The sequence below is a fragment of the Acinetobacter sp. AHP123 genome (assembly GCF_023757925.1).
Lineage (GTDB): Bacteria > Pseudomonadota > Gammaproteobacteria > Pseudomonadales > Moraxellaceae > Acinetobacter > Acinetobacter oleivorans.
Genome location: NZ_CP092454.1, coordinates 1,607,048 through 1,624,561, shown reverse-complemented (window position 1 = coordinate 1,624,561; position 17,514 = coordinate 1,607,048). Strand labels below are relative to the sequence as shown.

The 17,514-nt window shown below is 40.1% G+C and carries 21 protein-coding genes; 4 read left to right on the top strand and 17 right to left on the bottom strand.

Annotated elements, in window-relative coordinates; all coding sequences use genetic code 11:
• The first annotated feature begins 58 nt into the window (after window positions 1–58).
• The 3 genes from MJX77_RS07795 to MJX77_RS07785 are packed head-to-tail and all read left to right on the top strand — an operon-like array spanning window position 59 to window position 2,800.
• Entirely contained in the window at window positions 59–2,113 is a 2,055-nt protein-coding gene (locus MJX77_RS07795) for a M3 family metallopeptidase (RefSeq protein WP_252061113.1), read from the top strand.
• A 40-nt stretch (window positions 2,114–2,153) separates the two neighbouring features.
• The gene (locus tag MJX77_RS07790) at window positions 2,154–2,363 is read left to right on the top strand and encodes a YheV family putative zinc ribbon protein (protein WP_004639498.1); all 210 of its coding nucleotides are present in this window, start codon (window positions 2,154–2,156) and stop codon (window positions 2,361–2,363) included.
• Window positions 2,364–2,374: 11 nt separating this feature from the next.
• Window positions 2,375–2,800 (top strand): hypothetical protein, encoded by a 426-nt coding sequence (locus tag MJX77_RS07785; RefSeq protein ID WP_013196786.1) that lies wholly within the window; start codon window positions 2,375–2,377, stop codon window positions 2,798–2,800.
• A gap of 164 nt (window positions 2,801–2,964) precedes the next feature.
• Here MJX77_RS07785 and MJX77_RS07780 read toward each other — a convergent pair whose 3' ends face one another.
• The 5 genes from MJX77_RS07780 to MJX77_RS07760 all read right to left on the bottom strand — a co-directional run bounded on the left by MJX77_RS07780 (window position 2,965) and on the right by MJX77_RS07760 (window position 8,509).
• Window positions 2,965–5,160 carry a TRAP transporter large permease subunit gene (locus tag MJX77_RS07780; protein ID WP_252061112.1) on the bottom strand — a complete coding sequence of 732 codons (2,196 nt, stop codon included), beginning with the start codon at window positions 5,158–5,160 and terminating at the stop codon, window positions 2,965–2,967.
• A gap of 178 nt (window positions 5,161–5,338) precedes the next feature.
• Complete coding sequence (rrtA, locus tag MJX77_RS07775; RefSeq protein ID WP_004789598.1) at window positions 5,339–5,914, bottom strand: rhombosortase; 576 nt, start codon at window positions 5,912–5,914, stop codon at window positions 5,339–5,341.
• Between the two features lie 83 nt (window positions 5,915–5,997).
• A complete protein-coding gene (locus tag MJX77_RS07770) occupies window positions 5,998–7,086 on the bottom strand; it encodes a hypothetical protein (RefSeq protein WP_013196784.1) in 1,089 nt (362 codons plus the stop codon).
• A gap of 769 nt (window positions 7,087–7,855) precedes the next feature.
• Complete coding sequence (locus MJX77_RS07765; RefSeq protein WP_252061111.1) at window positions 7,856–8,245, bottom strand: hypothetical protein; 390 nt, start codon at window positions 8,243–8,245, stop codon at window positions 7,856–7,858.
• A 6-nt stretch (window positions 8,246–8,251) separates the two neighbouring features.
• A complete protein-coding gene (locus MJX77_RS07760) occupies window positions 8,252–8,509 on the bottom strand; it encodes an FAD assembly factor SdhE (protein ID WP_005301304.1) in 258 nt (85 codons plus the stop codon).
• 189 nt (window positions 8,510–8,698) lie between these two features.
• On the opposite strand from MJX77_RS07760, the gene MJX77_RS07755 reads away from it, so the two are divergent.
• Window positions 8,699–9,871, top strand: coding sequence for an acyl-CoA dehydrogenase family protein (locus MJX77_RS07755; protein ID WP_151823161.1), 1,173 nt, complete (start codon window positions 8,699–8,701; stop codon window positions 9,869–9,871).
• A gap of 51 nt (window positions 9,872–9,922) precedes the next feature.
• Here the strand turns inward: MJX77_RS07755 and MJX77_RS07750 are convergent, their stop codons facing one another.
• The 12 genes from MJX77_RS07750 to rplR form a co-directional block, all read right to left on the bottom strand.
• A complete protein-coding gene (locus tag MJX77_RS07750) occupies window positions 9,923–11,413 on the bottom strand; it encodes a flavin-containing monooxygenase (protein WP_252061110.1) in 1,491 nt (496 codons plus the stop codon).
• A 181-nt stretch (window positions 11,414–11,594) separates the two neighbouring features.
• Window positions 11,595–11,972, bottom strand: coding sequence for a 50S ribosomal protein L17 (gene rplQ, locus MJX77_RS07745; protein ID WP_002049717.1), 378 nt, complete (start codon window positions 11,970–11,972; stop codon window positions 11,595–11,597).
• Between the two features lie 18 nt (window positions 11,973–11,990).
• Window positions 11,991–12,998: a DNA-directed RNA polymerase subunit alpha gene (locus MJX77_RS07740; RefSeq protein ID WP_003653641.1), complete on the bottom strand. Its 1,008-nt coding sequence runs from the start codon at window positions 12,996–12,998 to the stop codon at window positions 11,991–11,993.
• Window positions 12,999–13,015: 17 nt separating this feature from the next.
• Complete coding sequence (gene rpsD / locus MJX77_RS07735; protein WP_005301294.1) at window positions 13,016–13,642, bottom strand: 30S ribosomal protein S4; 627 nt, start codon at window positions 13,640–13,642, stop codon at window positions 13,016–13,018.
• Between the two features lie 12 nt (window positions 13,643–13,654).
• On the bottom strand, window positions 13,655–14,041 hold the full coding sequence (gene rpsK, locus MJX77_RS07730) for a 30S ribosomal protein S11 (RefSeq protein ID WP_001040166.1): 387 nt from the start codon (window positions 14,039–14,041) through the stop codon (window positions 13,655–13,657).
• A 19-nt stretch (window positions 14,042–14,060) separates the two neighbouring features.
• Window positions 14,061–14,417: a 30S ribosomal protein S13 gene (rpsM, locus tag MJX77_RS07725; RefSeq protein WP_004789609.1), complete on the bottom strand. Its 357-nt coding sequence runs from the start codon at window positions 14,415–14,417 to the stop codon at window positions 14,061–14,063.
• 105 nt (window positions 14,418–14,522) lie between these two features.
• Complete coding sequence (gene rpmJ, locus MJX77_RS07720; RefSeq protein WP_000867907.1) at window positions 14,523–14,639, bottom strand: 50S ribosomal protein L36; 117 nt, start codon at window positions 14,637–14,639, stop codon at window positions 14,523–14,525.
• 20 nt (window positions 14,640–14,659) lie between these two features.
• Window positions 14,660–15,979, bottom strand: a complete 1,320-nt coding sequence (gene secY, locus MJX77_RS07715; protein ID WP_171056864.1) for a preprotein translocase subunit SecY — start codon at window positions 15,977–15,979, stop codon at window positions 14,660–14,662.
• Window positions 15,980–16,024: 45 nt separating this feature from the next.
• Window positions 16,025–16,465, bottom strand: a complete 441-nt coding sequence (rplO, locus tag MJX77_RS07710; RefSeq protein ID WP_004789613.1) for a 50S ribosomal protein L15 — start codon at window positions 16,463–16,465, stop codon at window positions 16,025–16,027.
• A 3-nt stretch (window positions 16,466–16,468) separates the two neighbouring features.
• Window positions 16,469–16,645 (bottom strand): 50S ribosomal protein L30, encoded by a 177-nt coding sequence (gene rpmD, locus MJX77_RS07705; protein ID WP_000849088.1) that lies wholly within the window; start codon window positions 16,643–16,645, stop codon window positions 16,469–16,471.
• A 6-nt stretch (window positions 16,646–16,651) separates the two neighbouring features.
• Entirely contained in the window at window positions 16,652–17,149 is a 498-nt protein-coding gene (gene rpsE, locus MJX77_RS07700) for a 30S ribosomal protein S5 (RefSeq protein WP_003653653.1), read from the bottom strand.
• A 2-nt stretch (window positions 17,150–17,151) separates the two neighbouring features.
• Complete coding sequence (gene rplR, locus MJX77_RS07695) at window positions 17,152–17,502, bottom strand: 50S ribosomal protein L18 (protein WP_003653654.1); 351 nt, start codon at window positions 17,500–17,502, stop codon at window positions 17,152–17,154.
• Window positions 17,503–17,514 lie beyond the last annotated feature (12 nt).

Below are 17,514 nucleotides of genomic sequence, written 5' to 3'. Positions count from 1 at the left end.
CATTAAACTTGATTTCTGGCTTGAGAGGACCTACATCTAATAACATGTTTAAAAAATAATGTGGCTAACAGCAATGACTTTACAGCAAGCGACCTTACCAACCCCGCGTTTTGATGAAATTAAATTAGAAAATTTAAAACAAGACATCCAACAAGCGATTCAAGCAGGCCAAGAATTTTTAAATACACTTACCGCTGTACCTACCGATACCGCTCAACAACTTGCCGTACTTGAACAAGTCGATACACTTGAAAATAACCTCAGTGAATCATGGGGTGTTTTATCACATTTAAATGCGGTAATGAACAATGCTGAAACCAGAGAAGTCTATCAATCGTTATTACCGACCTTGAGTGAATATTACACTCAACTTGGTCAACACACGGCGCTCTATCAAACTTATCAGCATATCCATGATGGTCAGGGTTATACCTCTCTTAGTCCAGCCCAACAAAGTGCTATTCGACTCGCTTTACGTGATTTTAAACTTTCTGGTGTGGCTTTAGAGGGTGAAGAAAAAAAACGCTATGCAGATATTTCTGCTCGCCTTTCACAGCTTTCTTCTGATTTTTCTAACCATGTACTTGATGCAACACAAGCATACTTTAAACCGCTTACAGAAACTGAGCTAAAAGGTCTTCCTGAAAGTAATGTTGAGTTATTAAAACAATACGGTAAACAACGTGAACTCGATCAAGCTGTAGCAACTCTAGATTTCCCAGCTTATTTTGCAATCATGACTTATGCAGATGACCGCGCTTTGCGTGAAGAGCTTTACAGAGCCTATGTTACTCGCGCATCTGATCAGTCTGAGCAAACTGAGTTTGATAACAGCAAAATTATGGAAGAAATTTTAAGTCTTCGTCAGGAAATGGCGAAGCTACTTGGTTTCAATAACTACGCTGAATATTCTCTTGCAAGCAAAATGGCACCAGATGTAAAAACGGTACATGACTTTTTAGTTGATCTCGCTGAGCATGCTCGTGCCCCTGCTCTTCAAGAAGTTGCTGAACTTCAAGAGATTGCCAAGCAAGATGGTGTTGACGAACTTAAACCTTGGGATAGTACTTATTATTCTGAAAAGCTCAAACAGCAACAATTCAACTTATCGCAAGAAGCACTAAAACCTTATTTTCCTGCACCTAAAGTCATTCAGGGTTTATTCCAGATCGTGCAGCGCTTATATGGTATTAGCATCATCGAAAGACAAGCACCAGTCTGGCATCCAGATGCACGTTATTTTGAATTAGAAGACCAAGGCCAAGTGATTGGTGGTTTCTTCTTTGACATCTATGCACGTACGGGTAAACGTGGCGGTGCATGGATGAATGGTTTCCGCTCACGCATGCAAACTGTTCATGGTTTACAAAAACCAATTTGCTACATGGTGTGTAACTTCACGCCTCCAGTAGGTGATCAACCTGCTTTACTCACCCATGATGAAGTAATCACGTTATTCCATGAGTTTGGACATGGTTTACATCACATGCTAACCGAAGTAGATAATATTTCAGTTGCAGGAACTCATGGTGTTGCTTGGGATGCAGTAGAGCTACCAAGCCAGTTCATGGAATTCTGGTCTTGGGATAAAGAAAGCCTAGATGTATTAAGTGAACACATCGATAGCAAACAAACTTTGCCACAAGAATTACTCGATGCTTTATTAAATGCGCGATTCTTCCAGTCTGGTATGCAAACTTTACGTCAGCTTGAATTTGCATTGTTTGATTTGACTATTCACACTAAAACACCTGCTTTGAATAGTGAGCAAATTCAGCAGACCTTAGATGATATTCGTAAGCAGTACGCAGTAGTTCCAGCTGTGGACTACAACCGCTTCCAGCATAGCTTCAGTCATATTTTTGCTGGTGGTTATGCGGCGGGTTATTACTCTTACAAATGGGCAGAAGTTTTAGCGAGTGATGCATTTGACCGTTTTGAACACGAAGGTATTTTCAACACTCAAACTGGTAAAGAATTCCGTCAGGCAATTTTAGCAGTGGGTGGTAAAGATACTGCACTTGAAGCATTTGTGAGTTTCCGTGGCCGTGAACCTAAAATTGATGCACTGTTACGTCATCAAGGTTGGACGAATGACAGTAAAACCGCTTAAACTATGGGCCTAAATTGATCGTGTGGTTAGGGTGATAAAGATGAAAAAACGTTTCATTGCTGGGGCTAAATGTCCAAAATGTGAAGCAACAGATCGGATTGTCATGCTAACCACCGCTGAAGACGAATGGATTGAATGTATCGAATGCGGTTATAGTGAAAATCGTCCGACTCATATTGATGAGCCTGAAGCACCCGCTGTACCTGATGAAGTTGGAGTAATACAGTTCAAGCCTCGTCGTCCTGACTAAAGGTCTTAGAGATGCCACTACAAAGAAAACAAAACTCAAAACTATTGTGGATTTTAATTGGGGGCTTAAGCATTCTTGTAGTGCTTTTTTTAGCTGCACAATGGTTTTTCAAAAAAACCGAGTCATCCGCACCAATGGTTGATCCTCAACCTGTTTCGACACCCGCTCCTGCTAAAACCACGGATCCATCATCAAGTTCAGAACCTGTAGCAGAAGCTGCAAGTTCACAACAGCTTGTGAATGAAGATGTACTCAAACAGCCTGTACCAGCTCAAGAGTCTTTAGCAAAAGAAGAAGTGTCTAAACTCGATGACATCCATCGCCAGCTAAAAGATCAGGAAGCAACTTTAAAAGCTCAGCATGCTGATGCTGATCAATTAACTAAACTCAAAGAAGAACAAGTTAAATTGCTTGAAGCTCAGCTCAAACAGCAATAGTTTTTCAATGGGAAATAAAAAAGCTAAAGATAGATAACTTTAGCTTTTTTTATTTTAATTCATAACTCTAGCCATTCTTTTTTCCTAAATTTATTGAATCCTCTTAATAAAAAAAGCCCTCCATTTAGGAAGGCTTTTTTGTATAACCGATACTTTAATTTAAGTTAATGATACCAACCGAATAACTTAAATACATATGGCACATAAGTAACCAATACTAGTGATGAGAACAAGACAATAATTGGTAGCAACCAGCGCTCATAGCGGAAGTAGAAGCTTGTATATTTCTCTTTCGCTTCAGCATCAGCAGCGTTCACTTCATCATCTCCGACGGACAACCGCGTGAGTAGATGGTTCAAGGCAACTGGTGGAGTTACATAACCAAATTCGAATGCAACCAACACAATCATCCAGAAGTGAATTGGATGAATACCATTTTCGTATGCTACAGGCGCAATGGTTGCAGCAACTAAAATTACAGCACCAAATGGATCTGTACACATACCAATAATAGCAAGTAACAGTGCAATACATGCCAGTGATATATAGATACTGCCTAAATGAGTCGGCAATAATTCAACCACTTCAGAACGTTCAATTAAACCACCAACACTTGCAGACAATGCCATCAAAATAATTAGTGCGCCAATATGGCCTACAGTTTCTGAAGTTGCAAAGCGAAGCGCTCCACCAAAACTAAGACGGAACTGAGAACTATGCGGATCATGCGCTCGAAGGAATGGTGATTTCTGTTCATGTTCACGAACAATCGCCTCATGAATATTGATCGCAGGAGTTTCTTTTGTAGCGACCAATTTGTCATACAAAATCATTGCGATCAGAACTAATGGCAAAATTACTGGGGCAGTAAATTCATTCATTCCTGTGTCTAACGCATATTTATAAATAGCAAGAACAACAGCAGTGATCAAAATGTATGGAATTACAGGTACAAAGGCGCGCATCATGCCCGGGATCGCAACTTTTGGCGAATTTACACGGAACTTCTCTTCAGCCAAGAGTAATGAAACACCCAAGAAAATAAATGCTGTTAACCAAAATACATAAACACCATGGCCAAACAACTCATCGGACGTTACATGACGGCTGTCCAGCATCGCAATTAAAACGACTAGTAGACATGGACGTACCACCACACCTAAAGAACCTGACATTGCAGATACAGCCAATGCATATTGACGGCGAGCACCCGCATTCCAGACTTCTTTATAAATAATTGCACCTGCCGCAATAACGAAAATACCTGACGCGCCTGTATAAGCCGTCGGTACCGCAGCTGCAATTAGAATTAACCATGTTAAGGTTTCTGGTGCCAAATTCCATGGACGAAGCACATTAAGGAACAAGTCCATAACACGTGTTTGGGTTAAAAGCATACCTGCCCAAATAAACAAGGCAAGGTTTAAGAAAATACCTGAGAACTCAACCAACAAGCCAAGGTAAATCCCTTGCCCCATTGGGTAATCCATAAAGAATGTGAATACTATGCCCGTAATCAAAGCCATGTAAGCATATAAAGGTACACTTAATAAGGCTAAGCCAATATTACCGCCTTCACGTTTTGCTGGTGGTGAAAAAAATAGTTGATAAAGACTAATTAAAGTCAGAACAACGAATAGAATCATCCAAATCCAGTAAATAGTTACTGTTTCATAAGTAGGTGTCACACCAGAGTTAATGACTGAACGATACTGACTAATTACAGAGAAACTGAGTAACGCATTACCAATCACCATAAAGATTGAATAGACTTTGTAATCGATTTTTGTTGCTGGATTACGTAAGCCAATATGGTGAAATTTTAACGATGCGGTAATCGCAGAAATTAGAACCATAAAAATCAGCAAAATTGCGCGGTTTTCTGTACCAAATTTAAAAATACCAAAGAAACCAGTCTCAATGGCGCGGTAAGTACGCACACCAGGGTTAGCTTCGATATATTTAATTGTCTTGTCATATGCCTGATATTTCTCGTCACATTGTTGCTGCGCTGCGAGAAGGGATGCACGGACATCACTTTCAGATGCGGCACCAAAGAAACTCGAAAAATCATCAGATGCATTCGCTTTCATTTGTTCTTTTACTTGAGCATCGATATTTGGATGTCGATCACAAGTCGGCTTTTCAGGTTCAGCACGCAAAAATGAATATTGCATGCCTATCGCAGGATCACCATAAAGACGTTCCCCGATACGTAATAATTGCCCGTGGATCATCTCCCCGGTACCAATGATTAGTGTCATTAATAATAGAATGAGGATGACGAATGTTGAGATCCATTCGTTCCAGATATAACCCAACAGACCTAATCCAGATCTTTTTTCCTGATGTTCTTGCATAAATATTCCAATTTTGTTCTCTCAAAAACCTGAAAAACAGGAGCTTGAGTCATGCAATTTTCTTGGTCAGGGGTTAATTCCTTCCCCCTTCTACCAATCCCTTTATTCAACGATCAAATTTGCATCAAACTTTGTTAATAAAGAATGACTAAAATCACTTTTTTAACAGTTTGTATTGTCAATATTTCTTTTTTAATCTTTGAGCAAGCCAATAGCAGCCCCCAAAGATTGCTCCACCAATTGCTCCATATAAATGAGCTTCAGTTAAGACTGGGCTCCCTATTAACTGGGCAGTTCCTGTTTGTCCAAAAGTATTTTCCCATATCAGTTTTGCAATAATTAACCCTAAGACCAGAAAAGCAAAATTCCGTTCTTTACGATATTGCAAATAAACTAAAGCAACTGCTGTATATAGCCCATGTAAAACACCTGACAAACCAGCATATGCCTCGATATAAGGTAAATAAAAATAGAAGACCAAGCTAATGAACGGTGGCAACAGTAAAAGTAGACTTAAAAGATGCCACGCTTTGGTGTGCGGAAAGATAAACGGTAAACAGGCGAATGCCATCATGTTTAAAAGGAAATGAATCCACCCTACGTGTACCCAATGTGCAGTCCATAAACGCCAGAATTCACCAAGTAAACTTTCGCGCCAATAAATAAAAGTATCAGGAAATACTTGTAGACATGCAGATATGGAAATGCACACTGCGACCAAAAGCACTTTATTATTCAGTACATGATCTTTCATGGCACACTCCTTGAAATTAAACTTCTTGCAATTATTGTAGAACTTAACAATAGACTCGCAAGAAGTTAGTCTTTCAAATATGTTTACTGTGCTGCTGGTGGCGCAGATGAATCCGCAGGAGCTTCAGATGCGGCCCCGCCATCAAACAACTCATCTAGCTCTGCTGCACCTTCGTTCTTATCATCCCAGAAATGTGACATACCATCATCTCCAGTACGCACACCTGTATGCTCAGTCCAGTAACGGTCAGAAATACCGCGTACAATCAGACCAGCCATACTATCGATTAACTTAAAGTTCGGATTAACAGGCTTATCATCAGCTTGAGAGGCAGCATAGGATCTTAATGCATCACGGATTTTTGCATCATCACCACTTGCTTGAGCAGCTACCGCATATAACGCATGAGATAAGCGAACACCTTTTTGCTCACCAATTTGCACTGATTGCTTTAATGTTTGGTATGGATCAGGTTTACCTTCATCAGCACCTGGCAATAAAGTCCAGATAACAGCACGGGTTGCGTTAGGCGCGCCCCAGAATTTTTCATTATCGAGACAGACCATGCCACGCTCTACAATAGCGGCGATATCTTTTGGAACATTGACTGCGCCACCAGAGTTAATATCATTGGTCACAGCCTGAAGACCACTAATCATTCCAAGTAAATAAACTGTTTGATCAGTATCACTACGCATCGTTGGACAAGAATCACCTAAATGGTATTTATATTTAGATTCCCAACGATCAGCGAACAACTTATAGCCTGTATATTGACGCTCAGCAGCAATTGCTGCCCAGCGCTTTTGTGCAATACGTGCATCTTGAGCTTCAGTTACTTGCCCTGCTTTTGATGCACGCAAATAACGTAATTCCTGTTCTAATGCTTGATTCTCAGCACATACACCTGAAGCTGCATACATTAATACCGCAACACGCGTTGGATCTGCACCCATACCTTTAGTAGACATGATTGCTGGTGTTAAAGCACTACCAGTATTACAAACCATTTCAGCATCTTGCATTGCCAGAATAGGCGGAACGACGTGCTTTTCCGTAAAACCTAAAGCAACATTTGCTCCGGTTTTCACGACGTATGAACAACCTGATAAAACTGAAGCTGCAAGAAAACTCATCGCCAAACCTTGGCTTATTTTTTGGACTTTAGACATCTTCCTGTCCTCTATGTAATTTGTTTTTTCCTTTTCAGATGTACATTAGCAGATGCATATCTTGAATAAAAGAGTAATTACTCTAATTGTAGCGCTTATACTTTGACACACTTCACAGCAGATAAAATTGACAGTTTTTCAGGGAAACAGAAATTTTAGGCAAAAAAAAGTAGCATTGCGACGGTTCAGCACATGCTACTTATTAACTGAGATAAGCTTTTAACGGCTTATATTATTTTTGTTCTATATAATCCTTAAGTAAAGTTCCTGCTCTTCCTACTACCACAGCCATAACTACTGCAATTAACAGAAACATCCACATTGAAATCTCCATGAGAGACCTCCTTACTACAATCGCACCCAGTTATAAACTGGACACTTGATGAAATTAATCGACTAACCAATTTAATAATTGACTGATCGACGACCTTGCATCCTCTGTCTCTTAACTTTGTTAAAATTAACTCTGTTAAGATGTTCCCTGAGTAAAGTTCCTGCTCTTCCTATCACCACTGCCAGAATGATGGCAATGACCAAGAACGACCATGTTGGCATCTCCATTTTGAGACCTCCGACACACTTTACGTTGGTGTTTGTACTTTAACCGATCAAATAGGTACCCATAGGAGAAATTGTCAGACAATCGTATTTCCTTAGCTTTTTTCTATATTTTAATTAGACAATCCTGAGCGCAAGCAAAAAAATAAAGATTAAATTATTGTTTTTTATAATTTTTAAATAAATATACAAATGTAGAATTGTCTAACAATTAATGAAGTTTCTGTAGGACTTTTAACTTTTTCCAATACTGTAAAGGAAGTTGATCAAACCAGATTATGGCTACTTTCACAGATGCTCCCTCAAAATAAACAACCATAAATAGCTGATAATCAATTATTTTATTAATTTCTACACGGTGAATCACTTTTTTAGGAAGATAAACAACTGACCAAGATTTTTGATCTAAATATGCAATTTGAGAAATTCGTGATTGTTTTAAAAACAATAGGAAAGCAATAGATAAAAGGATCAGACTAAATAGCCACCACATAGGTGGTAACAATTGATAAAGTAGGATTACTAAACACAAGCCAATAAAAAGCTGAAATATTATCGAGAAACGACTATATTTCAGCTCAAAATTCAATTCTTTTATCAAAACAGTTTAGCCATGTACGTACTGTTTTAATTTATAAATAAATTCACGTAACTCTGTGCGTGGAGGTTCAGAAACTTCCATGAACCAATCTAGCAAATCTGGATCTTCTTGTTCGACTAATTCTGCAAATAAGGCCTTCTCTGCCGGATCCGCAGTTAGATAATAGTTTTTTACATAAGGGTCAAAATAGACGTCAATTTCTTTTAAGCCGCGGCGTGCTCGATAAATTACTTTACGTTCTTCCAAGGTCATTTCGTCAGACATTTATTTCCCCATCTGCGTTGATAGTGCGCCTAGTTTACCTGATCACATTCCAAAGATCGCTAAAAATATCAAATTGACCAAATTTATCATCTTGTACTCATAATTGAGCATTCATCACATTGTTCGCCATGAAATGCTTCCGTATGTTTAAGGAAATAACATCACACCTGAACCAAGGAAGAAATACAAATGCAATCTGGTGCCATCCGTCCTATTCCAAATATGTTACCGAGAAAACTATTTAACGAAGAGCATGAAGCTTTCCGCGAGACAGTACGTAAATTCTATGAAAAAGAAGTTGTTCCCAATATTGAAAAATATGAAAAACAGCAACATGTTGATCGAGATCTTTGGAATAAGGCTGGAGAATTAGGTCTTCTTTGCACCACAATGCCAGAGCAATATGGTGGGTCTGGAGTAGACCGCTTATACAGTATGATCTTAATTGAAGAACAAGCTTATGCTATGGATTCTAGTACGGGCTTTTCTTTGCATTCAGATATTGTTGCCAATTACGTAAATAACTTTGGTAATGAAGAACAAAAACAAAAGTGGTTACCAAAAATGGCAACAGGAGAAGTGGTCACGGCTATTGCCATGACTGAGCCTGGTACTGGTTCTGATTTACAAGCAGTGAGAACCACAGCTGTAGTTGATGGTGATGATTATGTCATTAATGGTTCTAAAATTTTCATTACCAATGGCTACTTATGTGACATGGTCGTAGTTGTTTGTAAAACGGGTAATAACGACAAAGGTTCAGCAAACTTATCACTTATTATTGTTGAGGCAGACAGAGCTGGTTTTAGCAAAGGCAAGCCTCTGAATAAAATTGGAATGAAAGGCCAAGATACGTGCGAATTATTTTTTGATAACGTTCGTGTTCCTAAAGAAAATCTCTTAGGTATGGAAGGCATGGGCTTTATCATGCTCATGAAAGAATTGGCTTGGGAACGAATGCTAGTCGCTATTATTTGTCAGGCAGGCGCTGAAGCTGCATTTGCGCATACTGTCCAATATACAAAAGACCGTAAAGCATTTGGCAAACCTGTTAGTGCATTTCAAAATACGCGTTTTAAACTTGCTGAACTGAGAACAGAAATCGATTTCTGCCGTACTTATTTAGATCGTTGTATGGAATTACAGCTTGAAGAAAAATTGAGTGTGGAAGCTGCCGCAGCTGCTAAATATAAAATTTCAGACATGTTCTCAAAAGTTGTAGATGAATGTCTTCAATTACATGGTGGTTATGGTTACATGCTTGAATATCCGATTGCGCGTGCCTACATAGATCACCGAGCAAATCGAATTTATGCAGGTACCAATGAAATTATGAAAGAATTAATCTCTAGAACGCTTTAATAAATTCAATATAAAAGGGGCATTACGCCCCTTTTATTTATCTAATATCTATTAAGATACTAGTTTTGGCTTACGCTCATTCGTTTCTGAACGTTTATGAAAATGTAGAACACCATCTTCAAATTTTGAATTTTTAAGCGACTTTCTATCTTCTAAATAGTTATTAGTAACTTGCCATGGAGCATGCTTACCTTGTTTTGGAAGTTCATGTGCCGCACGACTGATATAACCTGAAGATAATTTACCCATTACAGTATCTTCTTCCATTTCAGTCTTATCACCAGATGGAACTACTTCATCATAACTATTTTTGTCCATATAGTTTAACAAGCGACAAATATATTCCGCAGCGATATCAACCTTAAGCGTCCATGATGCATTTACATAGCCAATGATCATGGCCATATTTGGTACATCACTCAACATCACGCCATTATAAAGCATATGTTCAGATGAATTAAGAGCTTTACCATCAATAGTAGCCTGAACCCCACCCATAATTTGAACTTGCAAACCAGTTGCAGAAATCACAATATCCGCATCAAGATGTTTACCAGATTTAAGTAAAATACCTTTTTCAGTAAATTTCTCAACTTGATCTGTTTCTACACTCGCTTTACCTTCACGCAAAATCTTAAATAAGTCACCATCTGGTACAACACATAGACGTTGATCCCAAGGATTGTATGAAGGGGTAAAATGCTTCATATCAACTTTACCCTTTAACTGCACTTCAATTGCTTTTAAGAGTAAACGACGTACAGTCTTTGGATGCTTCTGAGACAATGCATAAATAGCGCGCTGCATACCAATATTACGTGCACGGGTAAATTTATAAGCCGCTTCTTCAGACATAAATTTACGCGTTTTTTCATAAATAAAGTCGATAGAAGGTACACTAGCAATATATGTTGGTGAACGCTGCAACATCGTTACATGACCAGCCCCACCTTTCGCCATTGCCGGCACTAAAGTAATCGCTGTTGCACCACTACCAATAATAACGACCTTTTTACCTGTGTAATCTAAATTTTCAGGCCAATGCTGCGGGTGAATAAGCTGCCCTTTAAATGCTTCTTGATTTGGGAAAGAAGGCGCATATCCTTGATCATAGTTATAGTAACCAGTACACCCTACAACAAAATTAGCAATCCAAGTCTTTTGTTTTTTCTTGCTATCTTCAATTACAACCTGCCATTTCTTTGATTCAGAATCATAATTAGCAGAAAGTACACGATGACCAAAGTGAATTTTTTCTTTTAATTTATATTCATCAATAACTTCGCCTAGATATCCTTTAATAGAAGCACCATCAGCTAATACATTCGCTTTACACCACGGCTTAAAATTAAAACCAAATGTGGACATATCTGAGTCTGAGCGAATACCTGGATAACGGAAAAGATCCCATGTGCCACCAAAAGATTCACGACGCTCTAAAATTTCAAATTGGCGTTGTGGAGAATTTTTTGATAAATGGGCAGCAACTCCAATTCCTGAGATACCTGCGCCAATGATTAAAATATCAACTTGCTTTTCCATTTTATTTTTATACCCATTGTTGAGAATATAAGTTTATTAAAGCACAATTTTGACAATACACAATGTCAAGTTTGACCGTTTATCCGTTTTTTTATGTCACTTGAGGACATTTTTATAATTTTAGTAATTATCAAAAATAAAAAAGACCGGTATAAAACCGGTCTTTTTTGAATAAAATCAATTATTCAGCTGAAGTATTCACTTCACGATCTACTAGCTCAACGTAAGCCATCGGTGCTGCATCACCAGCACGGAAGCCCGCTTTAAGAACACGTAGATAACCGCCGTTACGTTCTTTGTAACGAGGGCCGAGTACGGTAAATAATTTACCTACAGTTGCAGCATTACGAGTACGAGCAAATGCTAAACGACGATTTGCTACAGTATCGTTTTTTGCTAGAGTGATTAAAGGCTCAGCAACACGACGTAATTCTTTAGCTTTAGGAACAGTTGTTTTGATCAACTCGTGTTCAAATAAAGAATTAGCCAAGTTTTGGAACATCGCTTTACGATGGCTGCTTGTACGGCCTAATTTCACACCACTATTACGATGACGCATGGTGATAGTCCTACTTAATTAACGGCTACGATAGGCAAAACGGTCGTCCATACGAAGACTAGCTGGTGGCCAGTTTTCAAGACGCATACCGAGTTGTAAGCCTTTCGATGCCAAAACATCTTTGATCTCTGTTAACGATTTTTTACCAAGGTTAGGAGTTTTTAACAACTCAACTTCAGTACGTTGAACAAGATCACCAATGTAGTAAATATTTTCTGCTTTCAAACAGTTAGCAGAACGAACAGTAAGCTCTAGATCATCTACTGGGCGAAGCAAGATTGGGTCAACTTCTTCACGAGGCTCTTGAGCAACTGGAGTTTGGTCTTTCTGAAGATCAACAAAAATTGCAATTTGTTGTTGCAAGATTGTTGCCGCTTTGCGGATTGCTTCTTCAGGATCAACCGTACCATTTGTCTCGAGGTCGATTACCAGTTTATCTAAATCGGTACGTTGTTCTACACGCGCATTTTCAACGGTGTAAGAAACACGCTTAATCGGGCTATAAGAAGCATCTAATTGCAAACGACCAACAGGACGTGTTTCACCTTCAGGGAAACGAGAATCAGATGTTTCATAACCACGACCTTGAGCAACCTTCAAGCGCATTTTTAATGAGCCTGAAGCACTCAAAGTACCGATCAAATGTTCTGGGTTAACCACTTCAACATTATGAGGTAAACGAAGGTCAGCAGCAGTAATTTCGCCAGGACCTTGTTTCTCCAATGTTAAATATGCTTCATTTTGATCGAACAGCTTAATAGACAATCCTTTTAGGTTCAGCAAGAGCTCGACGATGTCCTGCTGCAAGCCTTCTAAAGTACTGTACTCGTGCTCGACACCTTCTATCTCTACTTCAACCACAGCAGCGCCAGGTAAAGAAGACAATAGAATGCGACGTAAAGCATTACCTAGAGTATGGCCAAAACCACGCTCTAAAGGTTCTAGAATCACTTTTGCCGAGGTCCCGCTAACCGCTTCGACCTTGATCGCTTGCGGAGTTAGAAACTCGTTTGCAGTACGCGTCATTATTGCTACCTCAAGGATTATTTAGAATACAATTCTACAATCAAGCTTTCATTGATTTCAGCAGGTAAATCCGCACGATCTGGTGCAGCTTTAAACGTACCTTCAAGCTTAGAATGATCAACATCGATCCAAGCTGGAATACCACGTTGTGCAGCTAACTCAATCGCGTTTTTAATACGCAATTGTTGTTTAGCACCTTCGTGAACCGCAATTACATCACCAGCTTTAACTTGAATAGATGCGATGTTTACACGACGACCATTCAAAGTAATGCTACGGTGACTTACTAACTGACGAGCTTCTGCACGTGTAGAACCAAAACCCATGCGATAAACAACGTTATCAAGACGGCTTTCAAGCAATTTCAACAAGTTCTCACCTGTTGCGCCTTTAACACGAGCTGCTTCTTTATAGTAGTTACTAAATTGACGTTCTAACACACCGTAAATACGACGGACTTTTTGTTTTTCACGTAATTGTAGTGAATACTCAGATTGCTTACCACCGCGTGCCTGACCATGTTGACCAGGTGCTTTGTTAGCTTTTTTAGTTTTGACGTCAAAAGGTTTAACGCCAGATTTAAGTTGCAGGTCTGTCCCTTCGCGGCGAGAGAGTTTGCATTTTGGACCAATATAACGAGCCATGAATGTTTCTCCTTACACGCGACGTTTTTTAGGTGGACGGCAACCGTTGTGAGGAATTGGCGTCACATCGGTAATGCTGTTAATTTTATAACCCACTGCGCCTAATGCACGAACCGCAGACTCACGACCTGGACCAGGACCTTTTACAAGGACATCCAGATTTTTCAAACCGTAATCTAAAGCTGCTTTACCAGCAACTTCAGCAGCTACCTGAGCAGCAAACGGAGTTGATTTACGTGAACCACGGAAGCCTTGTCCACCAGAGGTGGCCCAAGCCAATGCATTACCTTGACGATCAGTAATCGTAACAATGGTGTTATTAAAAGACGCGTGAATGTGTGCAACACCTTCAGAGACGGTACGAGTGACCTTCTTGCGTGTGCGAGTATCTTTAGCCATCTTTTAGCTTCCAGAAATCTTACTTTTTAATCGGTTTGCGCGGACCTTTACGGGTACGTGCGTTAGTTTTGGTGCGTTGACCACGGACAGGCAAGCTGCGACGATGGCGAAGGCCGCGATAGCAACCCAAATCCATTAAACGTTTAATGTTCATGGAAATTTCGCGACGTAAGTCACCTTCGGTAGGAACCTTAGCAACTTCTGCACGAATCGCATCAAGCTGAGCATCGTCCAACTCACGGATCTTAGTAGTTTCAGTAATACCAACTGTAGCTAAGATATTCTTAGCAGTATGGCGACCGACACCAAAGATGTAAGTGAGGGAGATAACAGCATGCTTGTTATCCGGAATGTTTACACCGGCAATACGAGCCATTCACTTTCTCCAAAAAGGCAGTAGAGATAATCAACCGCCCCACAAAATCTTGAGGGGCGGATATTAACCCAATTCGCCTACTGAAATCAACAGGTCTTGATTAGATTAACCTTGACGCTGCTTATGACGAGGTTCTGCGCTACAAATTACGCGAATAACCCCATTACGACGGATAACTTTACAGCTACCACAAATTTTCTTTACAGAAGCTTGTACTTTCATGATGAAACCTCTAAGTGCGCTTATCCCTTAGGATGAGCAGTCGTTTTTCTCATTAATGTTTGATTATCATATTGATGAGATGTTAAGTGCGCTTGTAGCTGAGCCATAAAGTCCATAACAACGACAACTACGATTAGTAATGATGTTCCACCCAAAGAGAATGGGATTCCAAAAGAACTTTGTAGAATCATTGGCATTAAACAAATGACCGTAATATAAATCGCACCAATAAACGTCAAACGATTAAGAATATGATCTAAGTAACGAGCAGTTTGCTCACCTGGGCGAATACCAGGCACATAAGCTCCGCTGCGTTTTAGATTTTCTGATACTTCCTTAGGGCTAAATACTAAAGCCGTATAAAAGTAACAGAAAAAGATAATTAACGCACCAAAGAGCACCAAATACAAAGGCTGTCCAGGCGACAATACTAAAGCTAAATCTTGTAAGCTACGCTTAATTAATCCAGCATTTGCATCTGCACTTCCTACCCATTGACCAAGACTCGCTGGGAACAATAGTAAAGAACTTGCAAAAATCGCAGGAATCACACCAGCCATATTAATTTTTAATGGCAAGTGTGTCTGCTGTGCCGTAAATATACGACGACCTTGCTGCTTTTGTGCATAATTTACTGGAATACGACGTTGTGCTTTTTCAATAAACACAATGGCAGCCAGCACACCTACAGACAAAAGACCAAAGATCACAAGACCAATTAAGCTTGTCTGACCATTATCTACTGATGAAACTGATTGCATAATTAACTTAGGCAAACCAGAAACAATACCAGCAAAAATAATCATTGAGATACCGTTACCAATACCTCTTTCAGTGATTTGTTCACCCAGCCACATTAAGAACATAGTTCCAGCGACAAGCGAAGTAACCGCTGGTATATAAAACTCAAGACCAACTGACAGAGTAATACCCTGACCAATCAAACCTGCGCACATACCAACTGCCTGAACCACTGCAAGCAACAATGTACCCTGACGCGTATATTGATTAATTTTACGCTTACCTTGCTCACCTTCCTTTTTCAAGGCTTCTAGTGAAGGAATTACCGTAGACATTAACTGCACAATAATTGATGCAGAAATGTAAGGCATAATTCCTAAAGCAAGAATAGACATTCGCTCTAAAGCACCGCCAGAAAACATATTGAATAGCCCAAGAATAGTTCCTTGGTTCGCATGAAATAAATTTTCTAACGCAGCATTATTAATGCCTGGTACTGGAATATGCGCTCCTAGTCGAAAGACCAGCAATGCACCGATTAGAAAACTCATCCGGCGAATAATTTCACGATATTTCACGTGAAATGGCTGACCTTTCATCATGTTGACATGACCTGAAGAACTAGGAGACATAGACACTCGAGATTACTCCTCGACTTTGCCGCCAGCTGCTTCAATTGCAGCTTTAGCGCCTTTAGTCAATGCAACACCTTGAACAGTGAATGCACGAGTGATTTCACCAGAAAGTACGATACGAGCACGAACTTGGTCACGACGAACAACATTCGCAGCTTTCAAAGTTTCTAGGCTAACGATGTCGCCTTCAACTTTGCTTAACTCAGATAAACGTACTTCAGCAGTTTTTAAAGCGATTTGGCTAGTGAAACCGAATTTAGGTAAACGACGATAAATCGCTGTTTGACCGCCTTCAAAGCCTGGACGAACGCCACCACTTTTACGTGATTTTTGACCTTTGACACCACGGCCACCAGTCTTACCAACGCCAGAACCGATACCACGGCCTAAACGACGGTTTTCACGTTTTGCACCTTCCGCAGGCGCAAGCTCATTTAAACGCAGAGTCATGGCTTATTCCTCTACACTAACCATATAGTAGACTTTGTTGATCATACCGCGGTTAGAAGGCGTATCTTGCACTTCTACAGTATGACCAATACGACGCAGACCTAAACCTTGTAAGCAAAGCTTGTGATTTTTCAAGCGATGTGAAGAAGATTTAGTCTGGGTAACTTTAATCGTTTTCATGATTGATTACCCTTGAATTTCTGCTACTGATTTACCACGTTTCGCAGCGACTTTCTCAGGAGAAGTCATATCACGCAAACCTTTGAAAGTTGCGTTTACTACGTTTGCAGCATTAGTAGAACCATAACATTTAGCAAGTACGTTATGCACGCCCGCAGCTTCTAGAACGGCACGCATTGCGCCACCAGCGATTACGCCAGTACCTTCAGAAGCAGGTTGCATGTATACACGGCTTGCGCCATGACGAGCATTCACAGGGTGTTGTAAAGTAGTACCTGCAAGGTCTACAGTAATCATGTTGCGACGTGCAGCTTCAAGTGCTTTAGAAATAGCAGCTGGAACTTCACGTGCTTTACCACGACCAAAACCAACACGACCATTACCATCACCCACAACAGTTAATGCTGTGAAAGAGAAGATACGACCGCCCTTAACAACTTTGGCTACACGATCAACGGCAACCAGCTTTTCAACAAGACCTTCGTTTTGTTCAACTTTAGCCATGATTAGAACTCCAAGCCGTTTTCACGAGCAGCATCAGCCAAGGCTTTGATACGACCATGATATTTAAAACCAGAACGGTCAAATGCAACTTTAGTTACACCAGCTGCTTTCGCGCGTTCTGCGATTAAAGCACCTACTTTAGTAGCCGCGTCTACATTACCTGTAGTACCGCTACGTAAAGATGCATCCAAAGTTGAAGCTTGCGCTAAAACTTTGCCACCATCTGCTGAAATAACTTGAGCATAGATGTGACGCGGAGTGCGGTTTACACACAAACGAGTCGCACCCAATGCACGGATGTGCAAGCGTGTGCTTTTCGCACGACGCAAACGGGTTTGTTTCTTTTCGTTCATAAGAACCTCGCG